At 70.4% G+C, this 19,217-nt stretch carries 15 protein-coding genes; 7 read left to right on the plus strand and 8 right to left on the minus strand.

What is annotated here, in order from left to right:
* Window position 1 precedes the first annotated feature (1 nt).
* The 6 genes from M3M27_RS12015 to M3M27_RS12040 all read right to left on the minus strand — a co-directional run bounded on the left by M3M27_RS12015 (window position 2) and on the right by M3M27_RS12040 (window position 9,004).
* Window positions 2–2,929: a nitrate reductase gene (locus tag M3M27_RS12015; protein ID WP_434025778.1), complete on the minus strand. Its 2,928-nt coding sequence runs from the start codon at window positions 2,927–2,929 to the stop codon at window positions 2–4.
* Window positions 2,926–3,285, minus strand: a complete 360-nt coding sequence (gene nirD, locus M3M27_RS12020) for a nitrite reductase small subunit NirD (protein ID WP_434025779.1) — start codon at window positions 3,283–3,285, stop codon at window positions 2,926–2,928. The genes M3M27_RS12015 and nirD overlap by 4 nt, the downstream gene beginning before the upstream one ends.
* Window positions 3,282–5,699, minus strand: coding sequence for a nitrite reductase large subunit NirB (gene nirB / locus M3M27_RS12025; RefSeq protein ID WP_434028013.1), 2,418 nt, complete (start codon window positions 5,697–5,699; stop codon window positions 3,282–3,284). The genes nirD and nirB overlap by 4 nt, the downstream gene beginning before the upstream one ends.
* Before the next feature lie 49 nt (window positions 5,700–5,748).
* Entirely contained in the window at window positions 5,749–6,918 is a 1,170-nt protein-coding gene (locus M3M27_RS12030; RefSeq protein WP_434028014.1) for a nitrate/nitrite transporter, read from the minus strand.
* A 456-nt stretch (window positions 6,919–7,374) separates the two neighbouring features.
* Window positions 7,375–8,427 (minus strand): CmpA/NrtA family ABC transporter substrate-binding protein, encoded by a 1,053-nt coding sequence (locus M3M27_RS12035; RefSeq protein ID WP_434025780.1) that lies wholly within the window; start codon window positions 8,425–8,427, stop codon window positions 7,375–7,377.
* A 4-nt stretch (window positions 8,428–8,431) separates the two neighbouring features.
* Window positions 8,432–9,004, minus strand: coding sequence for an ANTAR domain-containing response regulator (locus M3M27_RS12040; RefSeq protein WP_434025781.1), 573 nt, complete (start codon window positions 9,002–9,004; stop codon window positions 8,432–8,434).
* 77 nt (window positions 9,005–9,081) lie between these two features.
* Between M3M27_RS12040 and M3M27_RS12045 the strand changes: the two genes are divergently transcribed.
* Window positions 9,082–10,077 (plus strand): NAD(P)-dependent oxidoreductase, encoded by a 996-nt coding sequence (locus M3M27_RS12045; protein WP_140720429.1) that lies wholly within the window; start codon window positions 9,082–9,084, stop codon window positions 10,075–10,077.
* A gap of 41 nt (window positions 10,078–10,118) precedes the next feature.
* Here M3M27_RS12045 and M3M27_RS12050 read toward each other — a convergent pair whose 3' ends face one another.
* On the minus strand, window positions 10,119–10,988 hold the full coding sequence (locus M3M27_RS12050) for a DUF72 domain-containing protein (RefSeq protein WP_434025782.1): 870 nt from the start codon (window positions 10,986–10,988) through the stop codon (window positions 10,119–10,121).
* Window positions 10,989–11,083: 95 nt separating this feature from the next.
* Window positions 11,084–12,115: an RNA polymerase-binding protein DksA gene (gene dksA / locus M3M27_RS12055; protein ID WP_140720425.1), complete on the minus strand. Its 1,032-nt coding sequence runs from the start codon at window positions 12,113–12,115 to the stop codon at window positions 11,084–11,086.
* 203 nt (window positions 12,116–12,318) lie between these two features.
* On the opposite strand from dksA, the gene yidD reads away from it, so the two are divergent.
* From yidD to eutC, 6 genes are all read left to right on the plus strand, one after another.
* Window positions 12,319–12,588, plus strand: coding sequence for a membrane protein insertion efficiency factor YidD (gene yidD / locus M3M27_RS12060; protein WP_140720423.1), 270 nt, complete (start codon window positions 12,319–12,321; stop codon window positions 12,586–12,588).
* Window positions 12,585–13,937 (plus strand): dihydroorotase, encoded by a 1,353-nt coding sequence (locus tag M3M27_RS12065; protein ID WP_434025783.1) that lies wholly within the window; start codon window positions 12,585–12,587, stop codon window positions 13,935–13,937. The genes yidD and M3M27_RS12065 overlap by 4 nt, the downstream gene beginning before the upstream one ends.
* On the plus strand, window positions 13,937–14,785 hold the full coding sequence (locus tag M3M27_RS12070) for a M23 family metallopeptidase (protein ID WP_434025784.1): 849 nt from the start codon (window positions 13,937–13,939) through the stop codon (window positions 14,783–14,785). Before M3M27_RS12065 ends, M3M27_RS12070 begins: the two co-directional genes overlap by 1 nt.
* A gap of 752 nt (window positions 14,786–15,537) precedes the next feature.
* The gene (eat, locus tag M3M27_RS12075) at window positions 15,538–16,902 is read left to right on the plus strand and encodes an ethanolamine permease (protein ID WP_140720417.1); all 1,365 of its coding nucleotides are present in this window, start codon (window positions 15,538–15,540) and stop codon (window positions 16,900–16,902) included.
* Window positions 16,899–18,302 (plus strand): ethanolamine ammonia-lyase subunit EutB, encoded by a 1,404-nt coding sequence (locus M3M27_RS12080; protein WP_434025785.1) that lies wholly within the window; start codon window positions 16,899–16,901, stop codon window positions 18,300–18,302. The genes eat and M3M27_RS12080 overlap by 4 nt, the downstream gene beginning before the upstream one ends.
* Window positions 18,299–19,105, plus strand: coding sequence for an ethanolamine ammonia-lyase subunit EutC (gene eutC, locus M3M27_RS12085; RefSeq protein WP_140720413.1), 807 nt, complete (start codon window positions 18,299–18,301; stop codon window positions 19,103–19,105). The genes M3M27_RS12080 and eutC overlap by 4 nt, the downstream gene beginning before the upstream one ends.
* The last annotated feature ends 112 nt before the right edge of the window (window positions 19,106–19,217 follow it).

Below are 19,217 nucleotides of genomic sequence, written 5' to 3' on the forward strand. Positions count from 1 at the left end.
ATCAGGCCGGCTGGGCCTGCTGCTGGTACATCCGTGCGAGTTGCGGGACGCAGGAGCCGCAGACGCTGCCGCAGCCCAGGCGTTGCTTGAGCGCGGCGACATCCGCGCCGCGCTGCAGTTCGGCCTGGATCGCCGATTCGGTGACCTGGCGGCAGCTGCACACGACCGGGTCGCGGCGCGCGCCGGCGCCCTGCGAGAACACCGACAGCCGTGTGCCTTGCCATGGCTGCCCGGACAGCGCGGCGTCGAGCAGGCCCTGGCTGGCGGCGCTGCGCTGGGGCTCGGCCAGCAGCAGGCCGTCGATATGGCTGTGGCCGTCGTGCACGCGCCAGCCGACGCGGCGGATCAGGCCGCGGCGCGCGTCGCGGTATTCCAGCGTGTCGGGGCCGGCCGGCAGGTCCAGCGCATCCACCAGCCGCTGCATCCAGGCCGCATCCGGCGCCGTGGCGCAGGCCGCGCGCAGCACCGTCCAATGGCCGAGCTCGGGCGCGCCCGGCTCGGCATGCAGGCCCAGGCCGGCGTAGCCGCACTCGCGCAGCAGCGGTTGCAGCGCGCGTTGCAGCGCCAGCGCGTCGCCGCGCCGCGCCGCCAGCAGGTGCCAGCCGAACTCGGCCTTTTCCACGCGCACTGCCGCATGCTTGAGCTCGGGCTGTTGCGAGCGCGCGTCCACCGCCGGGATGCTGACCTCGTTGATGCCGCCGCTGGACAGGAATTGGCCGCTCCAATGCATCGCGGCGAACACGCACCCCGAGCGCACCTCGTCGGACAGCTCCAACGGCAGCACCAGTTCGCCGCGCTTGCTGCTCACGCGCACCAGTTCGCCGGCCTGCAACCCGCGTCGCGCAGCGTCCTCCGGGTGCATGCGCAGGCCCGGCTCGGGGCTGTGCGCGAACAGCGCCGGCACGCGCCCGCTGCGCGACATGCCGTGCCACTGGTCGCGCAGGCGGCCGGTCAGCAGGCGCAGCGGATAGCGTGCGGAGGTCGCCTCGGCGACCGGACGGTAGGCGGTGGCGTGGAAGCGCGCGCGGCCGTCGGCGGTGGCGAAGATCCCGTCGGTATAGCGGCGTGCCAGGCCCTGGCGGGCGCCGGCGGGGAACGGCCACTGCTGCGGGCCGTCGCTCTCCAGCCTGGCGTAGTCGAGCCCGCCGATGTCGAGGTCGCGGCCGAGGGTGAGGCTGCGGTGTTCTTCGAAGATCGCGGCGGGCGTGTCGAAGCCGAACAATGTCGGCGCGGCTGAGGTGCCGTCCCACGAATTTCTGGTCTCGTCATTCCCGCGAAAGCGGGAATCCATGGACGTTGGCGCCTTGCAAGTGAAGTCCATGGATGCCCGCTTTCGCGGGAATGACGAAGAAGAAGCATTGGGGTTCTCCAGCTTCGCCTCCATCCGCCGCGCCACTTCGCGCGCGATCCACCAGTCCGCGCGCGCCTGCCCCGGCGGCGCGACCGCGGCGCGCACGCGGGTGATGCGGCGCTCGGAGTTGGTCACCGTGCCCTCCTTCTCGCCCCAGCTCGAGGCCGGCAGCAATGCATCGGCGTAGGGCACGGTGTCGGTGCCGGCGAAGGCCTCCTGCACCACCACGTATTCGGCCCGTTGCAGCGCCTCGCGCACGCCGGCGATGTCCGGCATCGAGTGCACGGGGTTGGTGCAGGCGATCCAGACCGCCTTGATGCGCCCCTCGCGCAAGCCTTCGAACAGCTTCACCGCGGCCGCGCCCGGCCGCGGCGAGATCCGTCCTTCGGGCAGGCCCCACAGGCGTTCCAGCTCGGCGCGGTCCGCGTCGCTGCCGATCTCGCGGTGCGCGGCCAGCATCGTCGCCATCCCGCCGACCTCGCGCCCGCCCATCGCGTTGGGCTGGCCGGTCAGCGAGAACGGCCCGGCGCCCGGCTTGCCGATCTGGCCGGTGGCCAGGTGCAGGTTGATCAGCGCCAGGTTCTTGTCGGTGCCGTGGGCCGATTGGTTCAGGCCCATGCAGTACAGCGACAGCGCCGCGGGGCTGCGCCCGAACCATTCCGCCGCCTGGACCAGGTCTTCCGGCGGGATGCCGCAGATCTCCGCGCTCATGCGCGGGGTGTAGTCCCGCAGCAGGCGCTTGAGGTCGGCGAACCCTTCCGTATGCGCGGCGACGAATTCCGCGTCCACCAGGCCCTCCCAGACGAGGTGGTGCAACATGCCGTTGAACAGCGCGACATCGGTGCCCGGCTGGATCGCCAGGTGCAGGTCGGCCATCGCGGCGGTGTCGGTGCGGCGCGGATCGACCACGATCCAGCGCACCTGCGGATCCTCGGCGCGCGCCTGCTCCAGGCGGCGGAACAATACCGGGTGGGCATAGGCCATGTTGCTGCCGGCGAACAGCACGGTCCGGGCCCGCTCCAGGTCCTCGTAGCAGGTCGGCGGGCCGTCTGCGCCGAGCGCGAGCTTGTAGCCGGTCACCGCGCTGGACATGCACAGCCGCGAGTTGGTGTCGATGTTGTTGGTGCCGACCAGGCCCTTGGCCAGCTTGTTGAAGACGTAGTAGTCCTCGGTCAGCAGCTGGCCGGAGAGATAGAACGCGACCGCGTCCGGCCCGTGCCGGCGCACGATGCCGGCCAGCCGCGCCGCCACCGTGTCCAGCGCTTCGTCCCAGTCGACCGGCCGCCGCGGCGCCTGGCGCTGCGAACGCAGCTCCGGCACCAGCACCCGCCCGGCGTGGCCGTCGACGGTCTGCGGCAGGCTGCGGCCCTTGCTGCAAAGCCGGCCATGGTTGGCCGGGTGCTGCGGGTCGCCTTCGATCCCGACGATGCGCTCCCCCTGCGCATCGGCCTCGCTGTGGATCAGCACGCCGCAACCCACGCCGCAGTAGCAGCAGGTCGAGCGCGTGGTGCGGCGGACCGCGACCGCCTCCCCTACGGCCGCCTCCGGCGGCGCTGCCGGCGTGGCGCCTTCGCTCATGCCGGTTCCAGCGCCTGCGGCTGCAGCGCTTCGCGCGGCACGATCCACACCGCGCCGTGCTCGACCTTCACCGGGTAGCGCGGCGTGCAGCCCACGTCCGGCGCGCAGGCCTGGCCGCTGTCCAGCCCGATGTTCCAGCCGTGCAGCGGGCAGGTCACGCTCTCGCCGCTGACGATGCCCTGCGACAGCGGCCCGCCCTTGTGCGGGCAGCGGTCGCGCAGCGCGAACACCTTGTCGCCCGCGGTGCGGAACAACGCGATCGGCGCCATTCCCTCGATCTCCAGCACGCGCGCGCCCAGCGGCGGCAATTCGTCCAGCGCGCACACGCGTATCCAGCGGCCCGTGCCCATGCTCATTCCTCCACCGTCGCGGCCGGTGCGGCGATCCGCAGCGGCTGGTATTCCCGGTTGCGCTCGCCGGCGACGCGCGCGCTCCACGGATCGGCCAATCCGTCCAGCGAATACAGCAGGCGCTCGTAGAGCGCGCGCCGGCTCCCGGCGTCGTCGACCACCTTCTGCTTGATGTAATCCAGCCCCACCCGCGCGATGTAGTGCACGGTACGGTCGAGGTAGTACGCCTCCTCGCGGTACAGCTGCAGGAACGCCCCGGTGTACTCCTTCACTTCCTCGGCGGTCCTGACCTTGACCAGGAAGCGCGCGACCTCGGTCTTGATGCCGCCGTTGCCGCCGACGTGGATCTCCCAGCCCGAGTCCACCGCGATGATGCCCACGTCCTTGATGCCGGATTCGGCGCAGTTGCGCGGGCAGCCGGACACCGCCAGCTTGACCTTGTGCGGGCTCCACATGTTGGCCAGCATCGTCTCCAGGTCGATGCCCATCTGCGTGCTGTTCTGGGTGCCGAAGCGGCAGAACTCGCTGCCCACGCAGGTCTTCACCGTGCGGATCGACTTGCCGTAGGCGTGCCCGGACTTCATGCCGAGGTCGCGCCAGACGTCGACCAGGTCCTCCTTCTTGACCCCGAGCAGGTCGATGCGCTGGCCGCCGGTGACCTTGACCATCGGGATCGCGTACTTGTCGGCGACGTCGGCGATGCGGCGCAGCTCGGAGGGGTTGGTCACCCCGCCCTTCATCTGCGGCACCACCGAGAACGTGCCGTCCTTCTGGATGTTGGCGTGCGCGCGCTCGTTGATGAAGCGCGACTGCGGGTCGTCCACCGCCTCGTGCGGCCACGTCGAGAGCATGTAGTAGTTCAGGGCCGGGCGGCAGGTCGCGCAGCCGTTGGGCGTGCGCCATTCCAGGAACGCATAGGCCTGGACGTGGCTGAGCAGCCGGTGCTCGCGCACGGCCTTGCGCAGTTCGCCGTGGCTCAGGTCGGTGCAACCGCACACCGCCTTGGTCTTGGGCGTCTCCTGGAAGTTCGAGCCCAGGCAGTTCATCAGGATCTGCTCGACCAGGCCGGTGCACGAGCCGCACGAGCTGGCGGCCTTGGTGTGCTTCTTGACCTCGTCCACCGTGAACAGGCCCTGCTCGCGCACCGCCTTGACGATCGTGCCCTTGCACACGCCGTTGCAGCCGCAGACCTCGTCGCCGTCGGCCATCGCGCTGGCGCGGTCCTGGCCGGCGGTGCCGGCATCGCCGAGCGCGGTCTCGCCGAAGATCAGCTGGTCGCGCTGGTCCTGCACCGGCGTGCCGTCCTTGAGCAGCTTGAAGTACCAGCCGCCGTCGCCGGTGTCGCCGTACAGGCAGGCGCCGACCAGTTTGTCGTCGCGGATCACCAGCTTCTTGTAGACGCCGCCGGCCGGGTCGGACAGCACGATCTCCTCGGCGCCGTCGCCGCCCATGAAATCGCCGGCCGAGAACAGGTCGATGCCGGTGACCTTGAGCTTGGTCGAGGCCACCGAGCCCTTGTAGATGCCGATGCCGAACTGCGCCAGGTGGTTGGCGCAGACCTTGGCCTGCTCGAACAGCGGCGCGACCAGCCCGTAGGCGATGCCGCGGTGATTGGCGCACTCGCCGACCGCGTACACGCGCGGGTCGAAGCTCTGCAGGCTGTCGTTGACCACGATGCCGCGCGAGCAATGGATGCCGGCCTCCTCGGCCAGCCGGGTGTTCGGACGGATGCCGGCGGCCATCACCACCAGGTCGGCCGGGATCTCGCTGCCGTCGGCGAAACGCACGCCGACCACTTCGCCGGCCTCGTTGCCGAGGATCGCGCTGGTGGACGTCTCCAGGCGGAAACGCAGGCCGCGCTCGCTCAAGGATTTCTGCAGCAGGCCGCCTGCGACCGGATCGAGCTGGCGCTCCAGCAGCCAGCCGGCCAGGTGCACGACGGTCACGTCCATCCCGCGCAGCTTCAGGCCGTTGGCGGCCTCCAGCCCGAGCAGGCCGCCGCCGATCACCACCGCGTGGCGCTTGCTGCGCGCGGTCTCGATCATGGTGCGGGTGTCGTGCATGTCGCGGTAGCCGATCACGCCCTTCAGGTCCTTGCCCGGCACCGGCAGCACGAACGGCAGCGAGCCGGTGGCGATCAGCAGGCGGTCGTACTCGGCCTCGGTGCCGCCGGCGGCGATCACCCGCCGGCGCACCCGGTCGATCCGCACGACCTCCTTGCCCAGGTGCAGGCGGATGCCGTTCTCGGCGTACCACGACAGGGGGTTGAGCACGATGTCGTCGAAGTCCTGCTCGCCGGCCAGCACCGGCGAGAGCAGGATGCGGTTGTAGTTCGGGTGCGGCTCGGCGCCGAACACGGTGATGTCGTACATGCCCGGCGCGAGCTTGAGCAGCTCCTCCAGCGTGCGGATGCCGGCCATGCCGTTGCCGATGACGACCAGTCTGGGTTGTTTCATTGGCGTCCTCACCTCAGACCCGCGCCGCGCCGGCGGCGGCCCACTGGCTGCGCCATTCGCGCTTCACCCCGGCCAGCAACGCCCAGCCGCCGAGCGCGAACAGCGCGAACAGCCACATGCCGGGCGCGTAGCTGCCGGTGTGCTGCTTGAGCACGCCGAGCCCGGCGGCGAGCGCGAAGCCGCCGATGCCGCCGGCCATGCCGATCAGCCCGGTCATCACCCCGATCTCCTGCCCGAAGCGCTGCGGCACCAACTGGAACACCGCGCCGTTGCCTGCCCCCAGGCACAGCAGCGTGAGCACGAATAGCGCGAGGGTGATCCATGCGCCGCCGACGCCGAACCCGGCCAATGCCACCAGCACGGCCACCAGCAGGTAGACGCCCAGCAGCGACCGCGTGCCGCCCACGCGGTCGGCGATCACCCCGCCCAGCGGCCGCATCACCGAACCGGCCAGCACGCAGGCGGCGGTGGCCCAGCCGGCATGCTTGGCATCGAAGCCGAACTGGTCGTGGAAGTAGCCCGGCAGCGCACTGGCGAATCCGGCGAAGCCGCCGAAGGTGATCGCATAGAAGAACATGAAGCGCCACGAATCGCGGTTGCCGACCAGTACCCTGCCGTAGTCGGCCCAGTGCTTGCGCGCCACCGGCACCGGCGCGTCCTTCGCCGTCAGCACGAACACCAGCAACGTCAGCGCCAATGGGATGCAGGCCAGTCCGAACACGTCGCGGTAGCCGAACATCGCCGCCAGCACCGGTGCGAACAACGCGGCCAGCACCGTGCCGGAGTTGCCCGCGCCGGCGATGCCCATCGCCGTGCCCTGGTGCTCCGGCGGATACCAGCGCGAGGCAAGCGGCAACGCCACCGCGAACGACGCGCCGGCGATGCCCAGCAGCATGCCCAGCACCACCACCTGGCCCAGGCTGTGGACGCCGAGCTGCCATGCGCCCAGCAGGCTGGCGATCACCGCCACTTGCGCCAGCACGCCGGCGCGCTTGGCGCCGATGCGGTCGGCCAGCATGCCCAGGAACAGCCGCAGCACCGCGCCGCACAGGATCGGCACGGCGACCATGAAGGCGCGCTGCTGCGTATCCAGCCCCAGCGCCTCCGCGATCGGGACCTGCAGCGGACCGAGCAGGTACCAGACCATGAAGCTCAAGTCGAAGTACAGGAACGACGCGAACAGCGTGGGCGTATGCCCCGATCGCCAGAAAGAGCGATTCATGCATGCATCTCCGGATCAGCGTTGGCGAAAAAAAAGGCGCCCCTCCGGTTCGCACCGGAAGGACGCCGTTGTCCTGGACACCCCGGACCGCCGTTGGCCTGGTGCGTCGAATGGTTTGTATGCGCAGACGCCGTTGCCTGCGCAGGACGTATCAAGCAATCAGCGTGCCAAGTTTTCGCGCCTTGGCGGCAGCGGCTCAATTCGTTGATTCACAAGGCTTTCAAGATGCCTCTCTGAATCGGCCAGCATGTTTCGCCTGCATTCCACGCCCCGTATTCGGGCTAACGCACCATATTTGTGCGCCGCAGAATGGCAGCCCCGTGTGCTTCCGCCCCCGGCACGCTCGAACTCGTCATTCCCGCGAAAGCGGGAATGGCGAATCAAAGTTTTCTGTGAATCGCCTCAAGCCAGACACGATCAATTAACCCAATCGAACAACCGCACCACCCGCCTTTCCTCATTCGGCACGGCCACCCCCACGCGCTCGGCAGCATGTCGATAGTTTTCCAATCGATGGATATCGCGCAGCAATCCATCTTCGTCCAGCAACGGACCACACCAGCCCCAGCGCCGGAACTGAGCCAGGAACCATTCGCCGTCCGAAAGCCACGGCATGTTCACCCTGCCGCCACGATGGAACGCCAATGCCGCCGGGTCGTCACCGCCCACCAGGCAGGCGGCCAGATGCTCCACCGGCCGGCCGATGACCTCCGCCTCGGAAAGCCACTGTGCGCAACGCACGCGATTGGCCGGATCGGCATCCAGCCAGCGGCAGGCCGCCAGTACACAGGCCGTCAGACGTTCGACCAGCTCCGGCTGCAGCGCGGCGAAATCGCGCCGGCAAGCCAGTACTTTTTCTGGATGCCCCGGCCAGAGTTCGCCGCTGCGGATCACCCGCCGGCCCACGCCCTGCATCTCCGCGACCGCAGCCCACGGCTCGCCCGAGCAATAGCCGTCGATCGCACCCGCCGCCAGCGCTCCAGGCATCTGCGGCGGCGGGATCGTCACCACCTCGACGTCCCGCATCGGCGCCACGCCCGAGGCTGCCATCCAGTAGTACAGCCACAGCGCGTGCGTGCCGGTGGGAAAGGTCTGCGCGAACACCGCCGGCCGGCCCAGGTCCCGCAGCGCCTGCGGCAAGCTACGCCCGGCCGCCAGCGCATCCGCCAGTCCCGAGGACAGCGTGATCGCCTGGCCGTTGTGGTTGAGCGTCATCAGCAGCGCCATCGGCGCACGCGGCCCGGCCACGCCCAGTTCGATGCCGTAGACCAGGCCCGCCAGCGCATGCGCCGCCTCGACCTCGCCGGACAGCAGGCGGTCGCGCACCGCGGCCCAGGAGGCCTGGCGGTGCAGTTGCAGGCGCAGGCCCTGGGCGCGGTCCAGACCGAGCCGGCTGGCCGCCACCAGGGGCGCGCAGTCGATCAACGGCATGTAGGCCACGCGCAGCAGGGGCAGATCGATTTCGCTCATGTCCTCATCCCAACAGGTCGGCCATGGCCACGATGCGGCGCGCCACCTCGGCCAACTTGAGTCCTTGCTGCATCGCCTGCTGGCGCAGCGCCGCGTAGGCATCGGCCTCGGACAGGCCGCGCTTGTGCATCAGCAAGCCCTTGGCGCGCTCGATCAGCTTGCGGTCCTCCAGCGCCTGCTGCACCTCGTCCAGGCGGCGGCGCATGCCGCTTTCCTGCTCGAAGCGCGCCAGGGCCACCTGCACCACCGGCGCCAGCCGCGCCGGCGACAGGCCGTCGACCACGTAGGCCGTCACGCCGGCGCCGACGGCGGCGCGGATCAGCTGGTCGTTGCCGTCGCCGGAGAACATCACCACCGGACGCGGCGCATGGCTGTGCAGCATCGCCAGTTGCTCCAGGGTGTCGCGCGAAGGGGATTCCACGTCGATCACCACCACGTCCGGCTGGCACTGCTGCACCGCGTGCAGCAGCGCGGCCGTGGTCGCGACGTCCTCCAACACCTCGTAGCCGGCCCGCTCGAGCGCCTCGCGCAACTGCCCGATCGGCTTTTCGGTATCGTTGACCAGCAGGACACGCATTGGCGAAGGGCGGAGGCGTGGACGTCGCTCGATGGTGCCATGCAACATAGCGTCCGCGCGAGCACCCCGGAGTCCGCATGCCCCTGTTTCCCCTCTTTGCCGACCTGCGCGGCCGCACCGTGCTGGTGATCGGCGGCGGCGAGGTCGCCAGCCGCAAGATCAAGGCGCTGCTGCACGCAGGCGCGCACGTCGTGGTGCATGCCCGCGAGTGGATCCCCGAACTGCAGGACCTGCTCGACCGGCGGCAGTTGCAGCGCCTGGACGGCGAGTTCGATCCGGCCTGGATCGACGCGGCCTGGCTGGTGGTGGCCGCGACCGACGACGCCGCGCTCAACCGCCGGGTGGCCGAGGCCGCGGGCGCGCGCAGGCGCTGGGTCAACGTGGTCGACGACGCCGAGCTGTCCAGCTACCAGGTCCCGGCGATCGTCGACCGCGACCCGATCCTGGTCGCCATCTCCTCCGCGGGCGCCGCGCCGATGCTGGCGCGGCGCCTGCGCGAGCGGCTGGAGACCGAGCTCGACCATTCGCTGGGCGCGCTGGCCGAACTGTTCTCCCGCCATCGCGCGCGCATCCGCGAGCGCCTGCCGGACATGGCGCTGCGCCGGCGCTGGTTCGAGCGGGTGCTCGACGGCGAGGTGCCCGTGCTGTTGCGCAATGGCGACGCCGAGCGGGCGCGGCAAGCCTTCGAGGCCGCCCTGGACGCTGCCGGCGACCTGCCCGTGCGCGGCAGCGCGGCACTCGTGGGGTGCGGCGACGGCGATCCCGGCCTGCTGACCTTGAAGGCGCTGCGCCAGTTGAACCTGGCCGACCTGATCCTGGCCGCTCCCGACGTCGCGCCCGCGATCCTGGACCTGGCGCGGCGCGATGCCGAGGCGCATCGCGTCGCCCCTGACGCGGCGACGCTGCTGCCGCAGGTGCTGGCCTCGGTCGAGGCCGGCCGCAAGGTGGTCTGCCTGCGCGCGGGCGCCGGCTTCGTCGACGAAGCCGGCCGTGGCTTGCTGCTCGCCCTGCAAGAGCGCGGCATCGCCTGCGAACTCGTGCCCGGCGCGGCCGGACCGGCCACGATCGATTGAGACGGCTCCCGGCCTTCGGTCCCTTGCGAAGGCCGGCGCGTTCAGAGCAGGCTCGGCTGCACCGCCGACGAAGGCGCCGTCAGTTCCGCCAACCCCGGCAGGCGCTCGCGCAGGCCCGCGTGGAAACGCAGCGCCTGTTCGGCGGCGCGATGGTTGTCGGGCGTATGCAGGAACACGTAAGGGCAACGCCCCTCCTCGATCCAGCCGGCCACCTTGTCCAGCCACGGTTCCAGCCAGGGCTGGTTCGCGTCCAGGTCGGGGCCGCCGATGAAGCGCACCTGCGGCAACGTACCGAAAGCCGCCGCGCGTACCGGCAGCCTCGGCTTGCGGGCCTGCGCATGCGCCACCGCCGGGTCTTCCGGGCTGCACGCGAACAGCGCGCGCGAATCGAAGCAAATGCGTTCCACGCCACGCGCATGCAGCATGCGGTTGAGCGCCCGCTCCTCGTCGCCGCGGGCATAGAACGCGGGATGGCGCACTTCCACCGCGAGCGCATGCGCGGCGAAACGGTCGAGCCAGGCCGCCAGCTCGTCCAGCCGCGCCGGGCCGAACCCGGCCGGCAGCTGCAACCACAACGGCGCCACCCGCGCTCCCAGCGGCGCCAGCAATGCCAGGAACCGCTCCGTCGCCTCGAACCGCTCGCGCAGGTCGCCCTCGTGGCTGACGTCCCGCGGCAGCTTGGCGCAGAAGCGGAAATCCCCCGGCATGGTCGCCGCCCAGCGCTGCACGGTGGCCGCTGCCGGCCTGGCATGGAAGGTGGTGTTGCCTTCCACCGCGTTGAAGGTGTGCACGTAGTGGCCGAGGCTATCGGCCATCCGCAGGCCGGCCGGGTAGAGGCTGCCGCGCCAGGCCGGCTCGTTCCACGACGGGCAGCCGAGGCGGTAAGGCAGGCTATCGGGGGCGTCGGGCACGGCGAACGGTGGGCTGGATCGAGCCTGGGATCATCCTGCAACGAAAAAGCCCCGCGCAAGGCGCGGGGCTCGGTTGTACCGCAGCGACGGCGCGATCAGTCGCCCTGCTGCTTCTGCATGTGCTCCCAGCGTTCCTGCGCGTCGATGGTGCGCTCGGCGGTCAGGCGCGCTTCCAGGCGCTCCAGGCCGATTTCCTCGCCGGTGTCGACGCAATAGCCGTAGTCGCCGGCATCCAGGCGCTTGAGCGTGCTGTCGATCTTGCCGATCAGCTTGCGGTAGCGGTCGCGGGTACGTAGTTCCAGCGAGTTCTCGGTCTCGCGGGTCGCGCGCTCGGCCTCGTCGCCGATGTCGCGCACTTCCTCGCGCAGGTTCTCGATGGTCTGCTTGGACTCCTCGACCAGGTCGGCGCGCCACTGCAGCAGCCGCTGGCGGAAGTACTCCTGCTGCAGCGGGCTCATGTATTCCTCGTCCGGCGCGGGCTTGTAGCCGGCGGGGAGGATCGGACGGCCGGTGGCCTCGTCGATCTTGTACTCGACCACCCTGAACTTGCTGGGCCGGGCCGGGGTATTGGGCTTGGAGGTCACCGCGACGGCGACCTTGCCGACCGGACGGGTCGCGGCGGGCTTGGCGGACGATTCGGTCTTGCTGGGGGTTTTCGCTGAGGATTTCGAAACAGGCACGGGATTCTTGCTTGAGGGGGTTGCAGGCTTGGCGGACGGCTTGGCGGCTTCGACCGCCTTGGGAGCCGGGGCGGGAGCCTTGGCCGGAACGGACTGGACCGGCGCAGGCTTGCTGGCCGGCTTCGGTGCGGGTTTGGCAGCCACCGGCTTGGCGATGGTAGCCGGGGCCGGTGTCGCCTTCTTGACCGCCGGCTTCTTGGCGGCGGGGGCGACCTTGGTCGCGGTCTTCTTTACGGGCTTGGCCGGTGCGGCCGCCGCCTTCTTGGCGGGAGCGGCCTTCTTCGCAGGCGCCTTCTTGGCGGCCGGTTGCTTGGCGGCAGCCGGCTTCTTGGCCGCCTTGGCGACCGGCTTGGAAGCGGACTTCACCGCCGCGACCTTCTTCACAACAGGCTTGGCGGGCTTCTTGGCGGCCTTGGCGGCCTTCTTTGCAGGTGTTTTAGCAGCCACGAAACGCTCTTCCTTGTTTCCCCCGGGGCCCGGGAAAGCGGGACTTTATAGCCCACCGCGAGCAGTGACGGCAACCTCGCATTTAGAGCGTGTTGCGGAATCCCGCGCCGGCCACCGGCGCCGCGGCGGCGGCCGCGCACGCCTGGTCCCGACGCGCCCCGGCCCGCTCGCGGCGGCCCCGGAGTCCATGACGCGCTGCGGGAGTGGCATATCATGGCGCGGTGATCGCTCGCCTGCTCATCGCCCTGCTGCGTTTCTATAAACGCTTCATCAGCCCCCTGCTGGGGCCGCGCTGCCGTTTCGAGCCGAGCTGCTCCCAGTACGCGATGACCGCCATCGGCCTGCACGGGCCGCTGCGCGGCAGCTGGCTCGCCGCACGCCGCCTGGCGCGCTGCCACCCGTTCCACCCGGGCGGCTTCGATCCGGTACCCGAGCATCTTCCCCCTTGCCGCTGCACAGGAAAACACCCATGACCCGCACTCTCATCCTCAATGCCCGGCTGGTCAACGAAGGCCGGCAGTTCGAAGCCGACCTGCGCATCGGCCGCGACGGCCGGATCGAGCGCATCGATTCGCAGATCACGCCCGGCCAGGACGACGTCGTGGTCGACGCCGGCGGGCGCTGGCTGCTGCCCGGCATGATCGACGACCAGGTGCACTTCCGCGAGCCCGGCCTCACCCACAAGGGCGACATCGCGACCGAGTCGGCCGCGGCGGTCGCCGGCGGCCTGACCAGCTTCATGGACATGCCCAACACCAACCCGCCCACGCTCGACGCCGCCGCGCTGCAGGCCAAGTACGACGCCGCGGCCGGCCGCGCCTGGGGCAACTACGGCTTCTACCTGGGCGCCAGCAACGACAACCTGGCGGCGATCCAGGCGCTGGACCCGAAGACCGCGCCCGGCATCAAGGTGTTCATGGGCGCCTCGACCGGCAACATGCTGGTGGACGATCCCGAGACGCTCGACGCGATCTTCCGCGACGCGCCGACGCCGATCATCACCCACTGCGAGGACACGCCGACCATCGACGCCACGCTGGCCGCGTTCAAGCAGAAGCACGGCGACGCGCTGACCCCGGACATGCACCCGGACATCCGCTCGCGCGAGGCCTGCCTGAAATCCTCGCAGCTGGCCACTTCGCTGGCGAAGAAGCACGGCACCCGCCTGCACGTGCTGCACATCTCCACCGCCGACGAACTGGCCCTGTTCGAACGCGGCCCGCTGGTGGACGGCAACGGCAAGCTGCGCAAGCGCATCACCGCCGAGACCTGCATCCATTTCCTGCGCTTCGACCGCGCCGACTACGCGCGCCTGGGCAACCTGATCAAGTGCAACCCGGCGATCAAGGACGCCGCCGACCGCCAGGCGCTGACCGCCGCGCTGGCCGAGGACGTGATCGACGTGCTCGCCACCGACCACGCCCCGCACACCTGGGAAGAGAAGCAGAAGCCCTACGTGCAGGCGCCGTCCGGCCTGCCGCTGGTGCAGTACGCGCTGGTCGCCGCGCTGGAGCTGGTGCACGAGGGCAAGCTCGACATCGCCACGGTGGTGCGCAAGTTCGCGCACGCGCCGGCGCAACTGTTCGACGTGGCCGAGCGCGGCTTCCTGCGCGAGGGCTACTGGGCCGACCTGGTGCTGGTGGAGGACATCCCGTTCACGGTGAAGCGCGAGGACGTGCTGTCCAAGTGCGGCTGGTCGCCGTTCGAGGGCACCACGTTCCGGTCGCGCGTGGCCTCCACCTGGGTCAACGGCCAGCAGGTCTGGAACGGCCGCGAACTGGTCGGCGCGCCGGCCGGGCAGCGCCTGACGTTCGCGCGTTGATGCGCCGCCGGTTCGTGCTGGCCGCGCTGGCGGCCGCGACGCTGGCCGCTCCGCTCGCACCCGCCGTCCATGCGCAGGTGGCGCCGGCCGACGCGCGCGTGGTGTTCCCGGCCAGCGCGTCGCAGGGTGCGCTGGTGATCGGCAAGGTACCGCCCGGCAGCCGGGTCGAATACGCCGGCCGCAGCCTGCGCGTGAGCGGCTATGGCAGCGTCGTGTTCGGCATCGGCCGCAACGAGCAGGGACCGGTGCAGGTGCGCATCGTCCGTCCCGACGGCGGCAGCGAGACCGCCAGCATCGCGGTCGCGCCGCGCGACTGGCCGGTCGAGTACGTCAACGGCGTGCCGCCCAAGACGGTCAATCCGCCGCCGGAGATCGCCGAGCGGATCCGCCGCGAGCAGGCCCAGGTCACCGCGGCGCGCGAGCGCGACGACGCGCGCACCGACTTCGCCCAGCCGTTCATCTGGCCGGTACGGGGCCGGATCAGCGGCCGCTTCGGCAATGCGCGCGTCTACAACGGCCAGGCCGCCGGTTCGGGACACTCGGGCATGGACATCGCGGCGCCGGCCGGCACGCCGGTGAAGGCCCCGGCCGCCGGCGTGGTCACCTTCGCCGCGCCCGACCTCTACCTGACCGGCGGCACGCTGCTGCTCGACCACGGCTTCGGCGTCAGCTCCAACTTCCTGCACCTGTCGCGCATCGACGTGAAGGTCGGCGACCGTGTCGAACAAGGCCAGGCGATCGGCGCGGTCGGCGCGACCGGGCGCGCGACCGGGCCGCATCTGCATTGGGGGATGAATTGGTTCGATGTCCGAATCGACCCTTTGCTGGTGCTGGAACGCACCAAGTAACCGTTCACCATCGCGGCGCGCGGCGGCGCGTTCATCATCCCCATCGCCATACCTCTGCCTGGCGCGGTTCGATGTCCGAATCGACCCTTTGCTGGTGCTGGAACGTACCAAGTAACCGTTCACCATCGCGGCGCGCGGCGGCGCGTTCATCATCCCCATCGCCATACCTCTGCCTGGCGCGGTTCGATGTCCGAATCGACCCTTTGCTGGTGCTGGAACGCACCAAGTAACCGTTCACCATCGCGGCGCGCGGCGGCGCGTTCATCATCCCCATCGCCATACCTCTGCCTGGCGCGGTTCGATGTCCGAATCGACCCTCTGCTGGTGCTGGAACGCACCAAGTAACCGTTCACCATCGCGGCGCGCGGCGGCGCGTTCATCATCCCCATCGCCATACCTCTGCCTGGCGCGGTTCGATGTCCGAATCGACCCTCTGCTGGTGCTGGAACGCACCAAGTAACCATTCACCATCGCGGCGCGCATTTGTGGGAGCGGCTTCAGCCGCGATGAGGCTTACTCATTGAACCCCAGCACAGGGATGTGCAGGCTGTTGCAGAGGGAAGCCGCTCCCACAGACTTCCGCCCCCTACCCGCCTCTTCCGGACCTACCCGCCGGCGCCGGCATCCTGCGCCCATAGCGGGCTTATAAGCGAGGGGTTGCCTTCACGCGGCAATGACCAAGTCCGTATCTCGGTGGCGAACCCGCGCCCCGCATCGGAATGCGTCCCCACCGTCCGCCGGAGATCCGCACGATGACCCTCGAAAAGCTCAAGCCCACCCTCGGCACCTGGCAGTTGTGGGGCATCGCCGTCGGCCTGGTGATCTCCGGCGAGTACTTCGGCTGGAGCTACGGCTGGGGCACCGCCGGCACGCTGGGCTTCCTGGTCACCGCGCTGATGGTGGCGGTGATGTACACCTGCTTCATCTTCAGCTTCACCGAGCTGACTACCGCGATCCCGCACGCCGGCGGGCCGTTCGCCTACAGCCTGCGCGCGTTCGGCAGGACCGGGGGCATGGTCGCCGGCATCGCCACGCTGATCGAGTTCGTGTTCGCCCCGCCGGCGATCGCGATGGCGATCGGCGCCTACCTCAACGTGCAGTTCCCGGGGCTCGACCCGCGCGTGGCCGCGATCGGCGCCTACGCCGTGTTCATGACCCTCAACATCCTCGGCGTGGCGATCGCCGCGACGTTCGAGCTGGTCGTCACCCTGCTGGCGGTGATCGAGCTGCTGGTGTTCATGGGCGTGGTCGCGCCCGGTTTCAGCTTCGCCAACTTCGCCGCCAACGGCTGGGCCGGCAGCGACGCGTTCGGACCGGCGGCGATCGGCGGCATCTTCGCCGCGATCCCGTTCGCGATCTGGTTCTTCCTGGCCATCGAAGGCGCGGCGATGGCCGCCGAGGAGGCCAAGGATCCCAAGCGCACCATCCCGCGCGCCTACATCGCCGGCATCCTGACCCTGGTCGCGCTGGCGATCGGCGTGATGGTGTTCGCCGGCGGCGTCGGCGACTGGCGCCAGTTGTCCAACATCAACGATCCGCTGCCGCAGGCGATGAAGGCCGTGGTCGGCCACGGCTCGGCCTGGCTGCACATGCTGGTGTGGATAGGCCTGTTCGGCCTGGTCGCCAGCTTCCACGGCATCATCCTCGGCTACTCGCGGCAGTTCTTCGCCCTGGCGCGGGCCGGATTCCTGCCGCACGGGCTGGCCAGGCTGTCGCGGTTCCGCACGCCGCACCGGGCGGTCCTGGCCGGAGGCGTGATCGGCATCGCGGCGATCCTCAGCGATGGCGTGGTACAGATCCAGGGCATGTCGCTGACCGCGGCGATGATCACCATGTCGGTGTTCGGGGCGATCGTGATGTACGTGATGAGCATGCTGAGCCTGTTCAAGCTGCGCCGCAGCGAGCCCGGCCTGGAACGCAGCTTCCGTGCGCCCGGCTACCCCGTGGTGCCGGGGATCGCGCTGGCGCTGGCGCTGGTCTGCCTGGCGGCGATGGTCTGGTTCAACCCGCTGGTGGCGGCGATCTTCGCCGGGCTGATGCTGCTGGGCATCGGCTGCTGCGCGATCAGCCTGCGCCAGGACGCGCCGGTCGTCGCCGAGGCCACCGAGCCGGCATGAGTTTCGTCCATGCCGTCGGCGGCGAGCGTTTCGCGTTCGCCGACCTGAAGGACCTGCTGGCCAAGGCCTCGCCGGCGCGCTCCGGCGACGCCCTGGCCGGGATCGCCGCCGACAGCGCCCGGCAGCGCGTCGCGGCGCAGATGGCGCTGGCCGACCTGCCGCTGCGGCACTTCCTCGACGAGGCGGTGATCCCCTACGAGGACGACGAGGTCACCCGCCTGATCGTCGACGGGCACGACGCGGCGGCATTCGCCCCGGTCGCCCACCTCACCGTGGGCGGCCTGCGCGACTGGTTGCTGGGCGAAGAGGCGGACGAAGCGGCCCTGGCCGCGCTCGCGCCCGGCCTGACCCCGGAAATGGCCGCGGCCGTGTCCAAGCTGATGCGGGTCCAGGACCTGGTGCTGATCGCGCGGAAGATCCGCGTGCGCACCGCGTTCCGCAACACGCTCGGCCTGCGCGGACGGCTGAGCACGCGCCTGCAGCCCAACCACCCCACCGACGATCCGGCCGGCATCGCCGCCAGCGTGCTGGACGGCCTGCTGTACGGCAACGGCGACGCGGTGATCGGCATCAATCCGGCCAGCGATTCGCTGCCGGCCACCTGCGAACTGCTGCGCCTGCTCGACGGCGTGATCCAGGGCTACGGCATTCCCACCCAGGCCTGCGTGCTGGCGCACGTGACCACCACCATCGAGGCGATCGCGCGCGGCGCGCCGGTCGATCTGGTGTTCCAGTCGATCGCCGGCACCCAGGCCGCCAATGCCAGCTTCGGCATCGACCTGGCGCTGCTGCGGGAAGGCCACGAGGCCGGGCTGTCGCAGCGGCGCGGCAGCGTCGGCCAGAACGTCATGTACTTCGAGACCGGCCAGGGCAGCGCGCTGTCGGCCGGCGCGCATTTCGGCGTGGACCAGCAGACCTGCGAGGCGCGCGCCTACGCGGTGGCGCGCCGGTTCGAGCCGCTGCTGGTCAACACCGTGGTCGGCTTCATCGGCCCGGAATACCTGTACGACGGCAAGCAGATCGTCCGCGCCGGGCTGGAGGACCATTTCTGCGGCAAGCTGCTCGGCGTGCCGATGGGCTGCGACATCTGCTACACCAACCATGCCGAGGCCGACCAGGACGACATGGACGTGCTGCTGACCCTGCTCGGCACGGCCGGGATCAACTTCATCATGGGCATCCCCGGCTCCGACGACGTGATGCTCAACTATCAGACCACCTCGTTCCACGATGCGCTGTATGCGCGCCAGGTGCTGGGACTGCGGCCCGCGCCGGAATTCGAGGCGTGGCTGGAGAACCACGGCATCCTGCGCCTGCAGGATGGACGCTTCGAGCTGGGCGGCAGCCTGCCGCCGGCGTTCCGCCAGGCGTTGCAGCGCGGCGAGGACGAGGCCGCATGAACCCGCGCCCCGATCCCTGGACGCGCCTGCGCCGGCTCACTCCCGCCCGGATCGCGCTCGGCCGTGCCGGCACGAGCCTGCCGACCGCCGCGCACCTGGACTTCCAGCTCGCGCATGCGCAGGCGCGCGATGCGGTGCACCTGCCGTTCGATCCGCAACCGCTGTGCGAGGCGCTGCAGGCCCGCGGGCGGCCGTACCTGCGCCTGCACAGCGCGGCGGCGGACCGCCACGCATACCTGCAGCGTCCCGACCTGGGCCGGCGGCTGGACGCGGCGTCGGTCGAGGAACTGCGCGCCCACGTGGCCCTGCGCGGCGGCGGCGCCGACCTGGCGGTGGTGGTGGCCGACGGGCTGTCCGCGCTGGCCGTGCACCGGCATGCGCCGGCGATGTTGGAACGGATCGAGGCGCTGGCCGCGCGCCGCGGCTGGTCGCTGGCGCCGGTGGCGCTGGTCGCCCAGGGCCGCGTCGCGGTCGGCGACGAGATCGGCGAGCTGCTGGCGGTGCGCGCGACGGTCGTGCTGATCGGCGAGCGCCCCGGCCTGAGTTCGCCCGACAGCCTCGGGCTCTATCTCACCTGGGCACCGCGCGTGGGTTGCAACGATGCGCTGCGCAACTGCATCTCCAACATCCGCGGCGAAGGCCTGGGCCATGCGGAGGCCGCGCACAAGCTCGACTACCTGCTGTGCGAGGCATTCCGGCGCAAGCTGTCCGGCGTGCAACTGAAGGACGAGGCGAGCGCGCCGATGGCGGCGCTGGAAGGCGATGGCGCGCGCGCGGGCAATTTCTTGCTGCCGGATTTCTGATTCCCGAAGATCGCGGTCACCTTCCAGATCGTCATCCCCGCGTAGGCGGGGATCCAGGGACTTTCAACCCGACCGCCAGGCCGTCGCGGGAGTCGCTGGATCCCCGCCTGCG

The organism is Xanthomonas boreopolis (genome assembly GCF_046529185.1).
Classification (GTDB): Bacteria; Pseudomonadota; Gammaproteobacteria; order Xanthomonadales; family Xanthomonadaceae; genus Pseudomonas_S; species Pseudomonas_S boreopolis.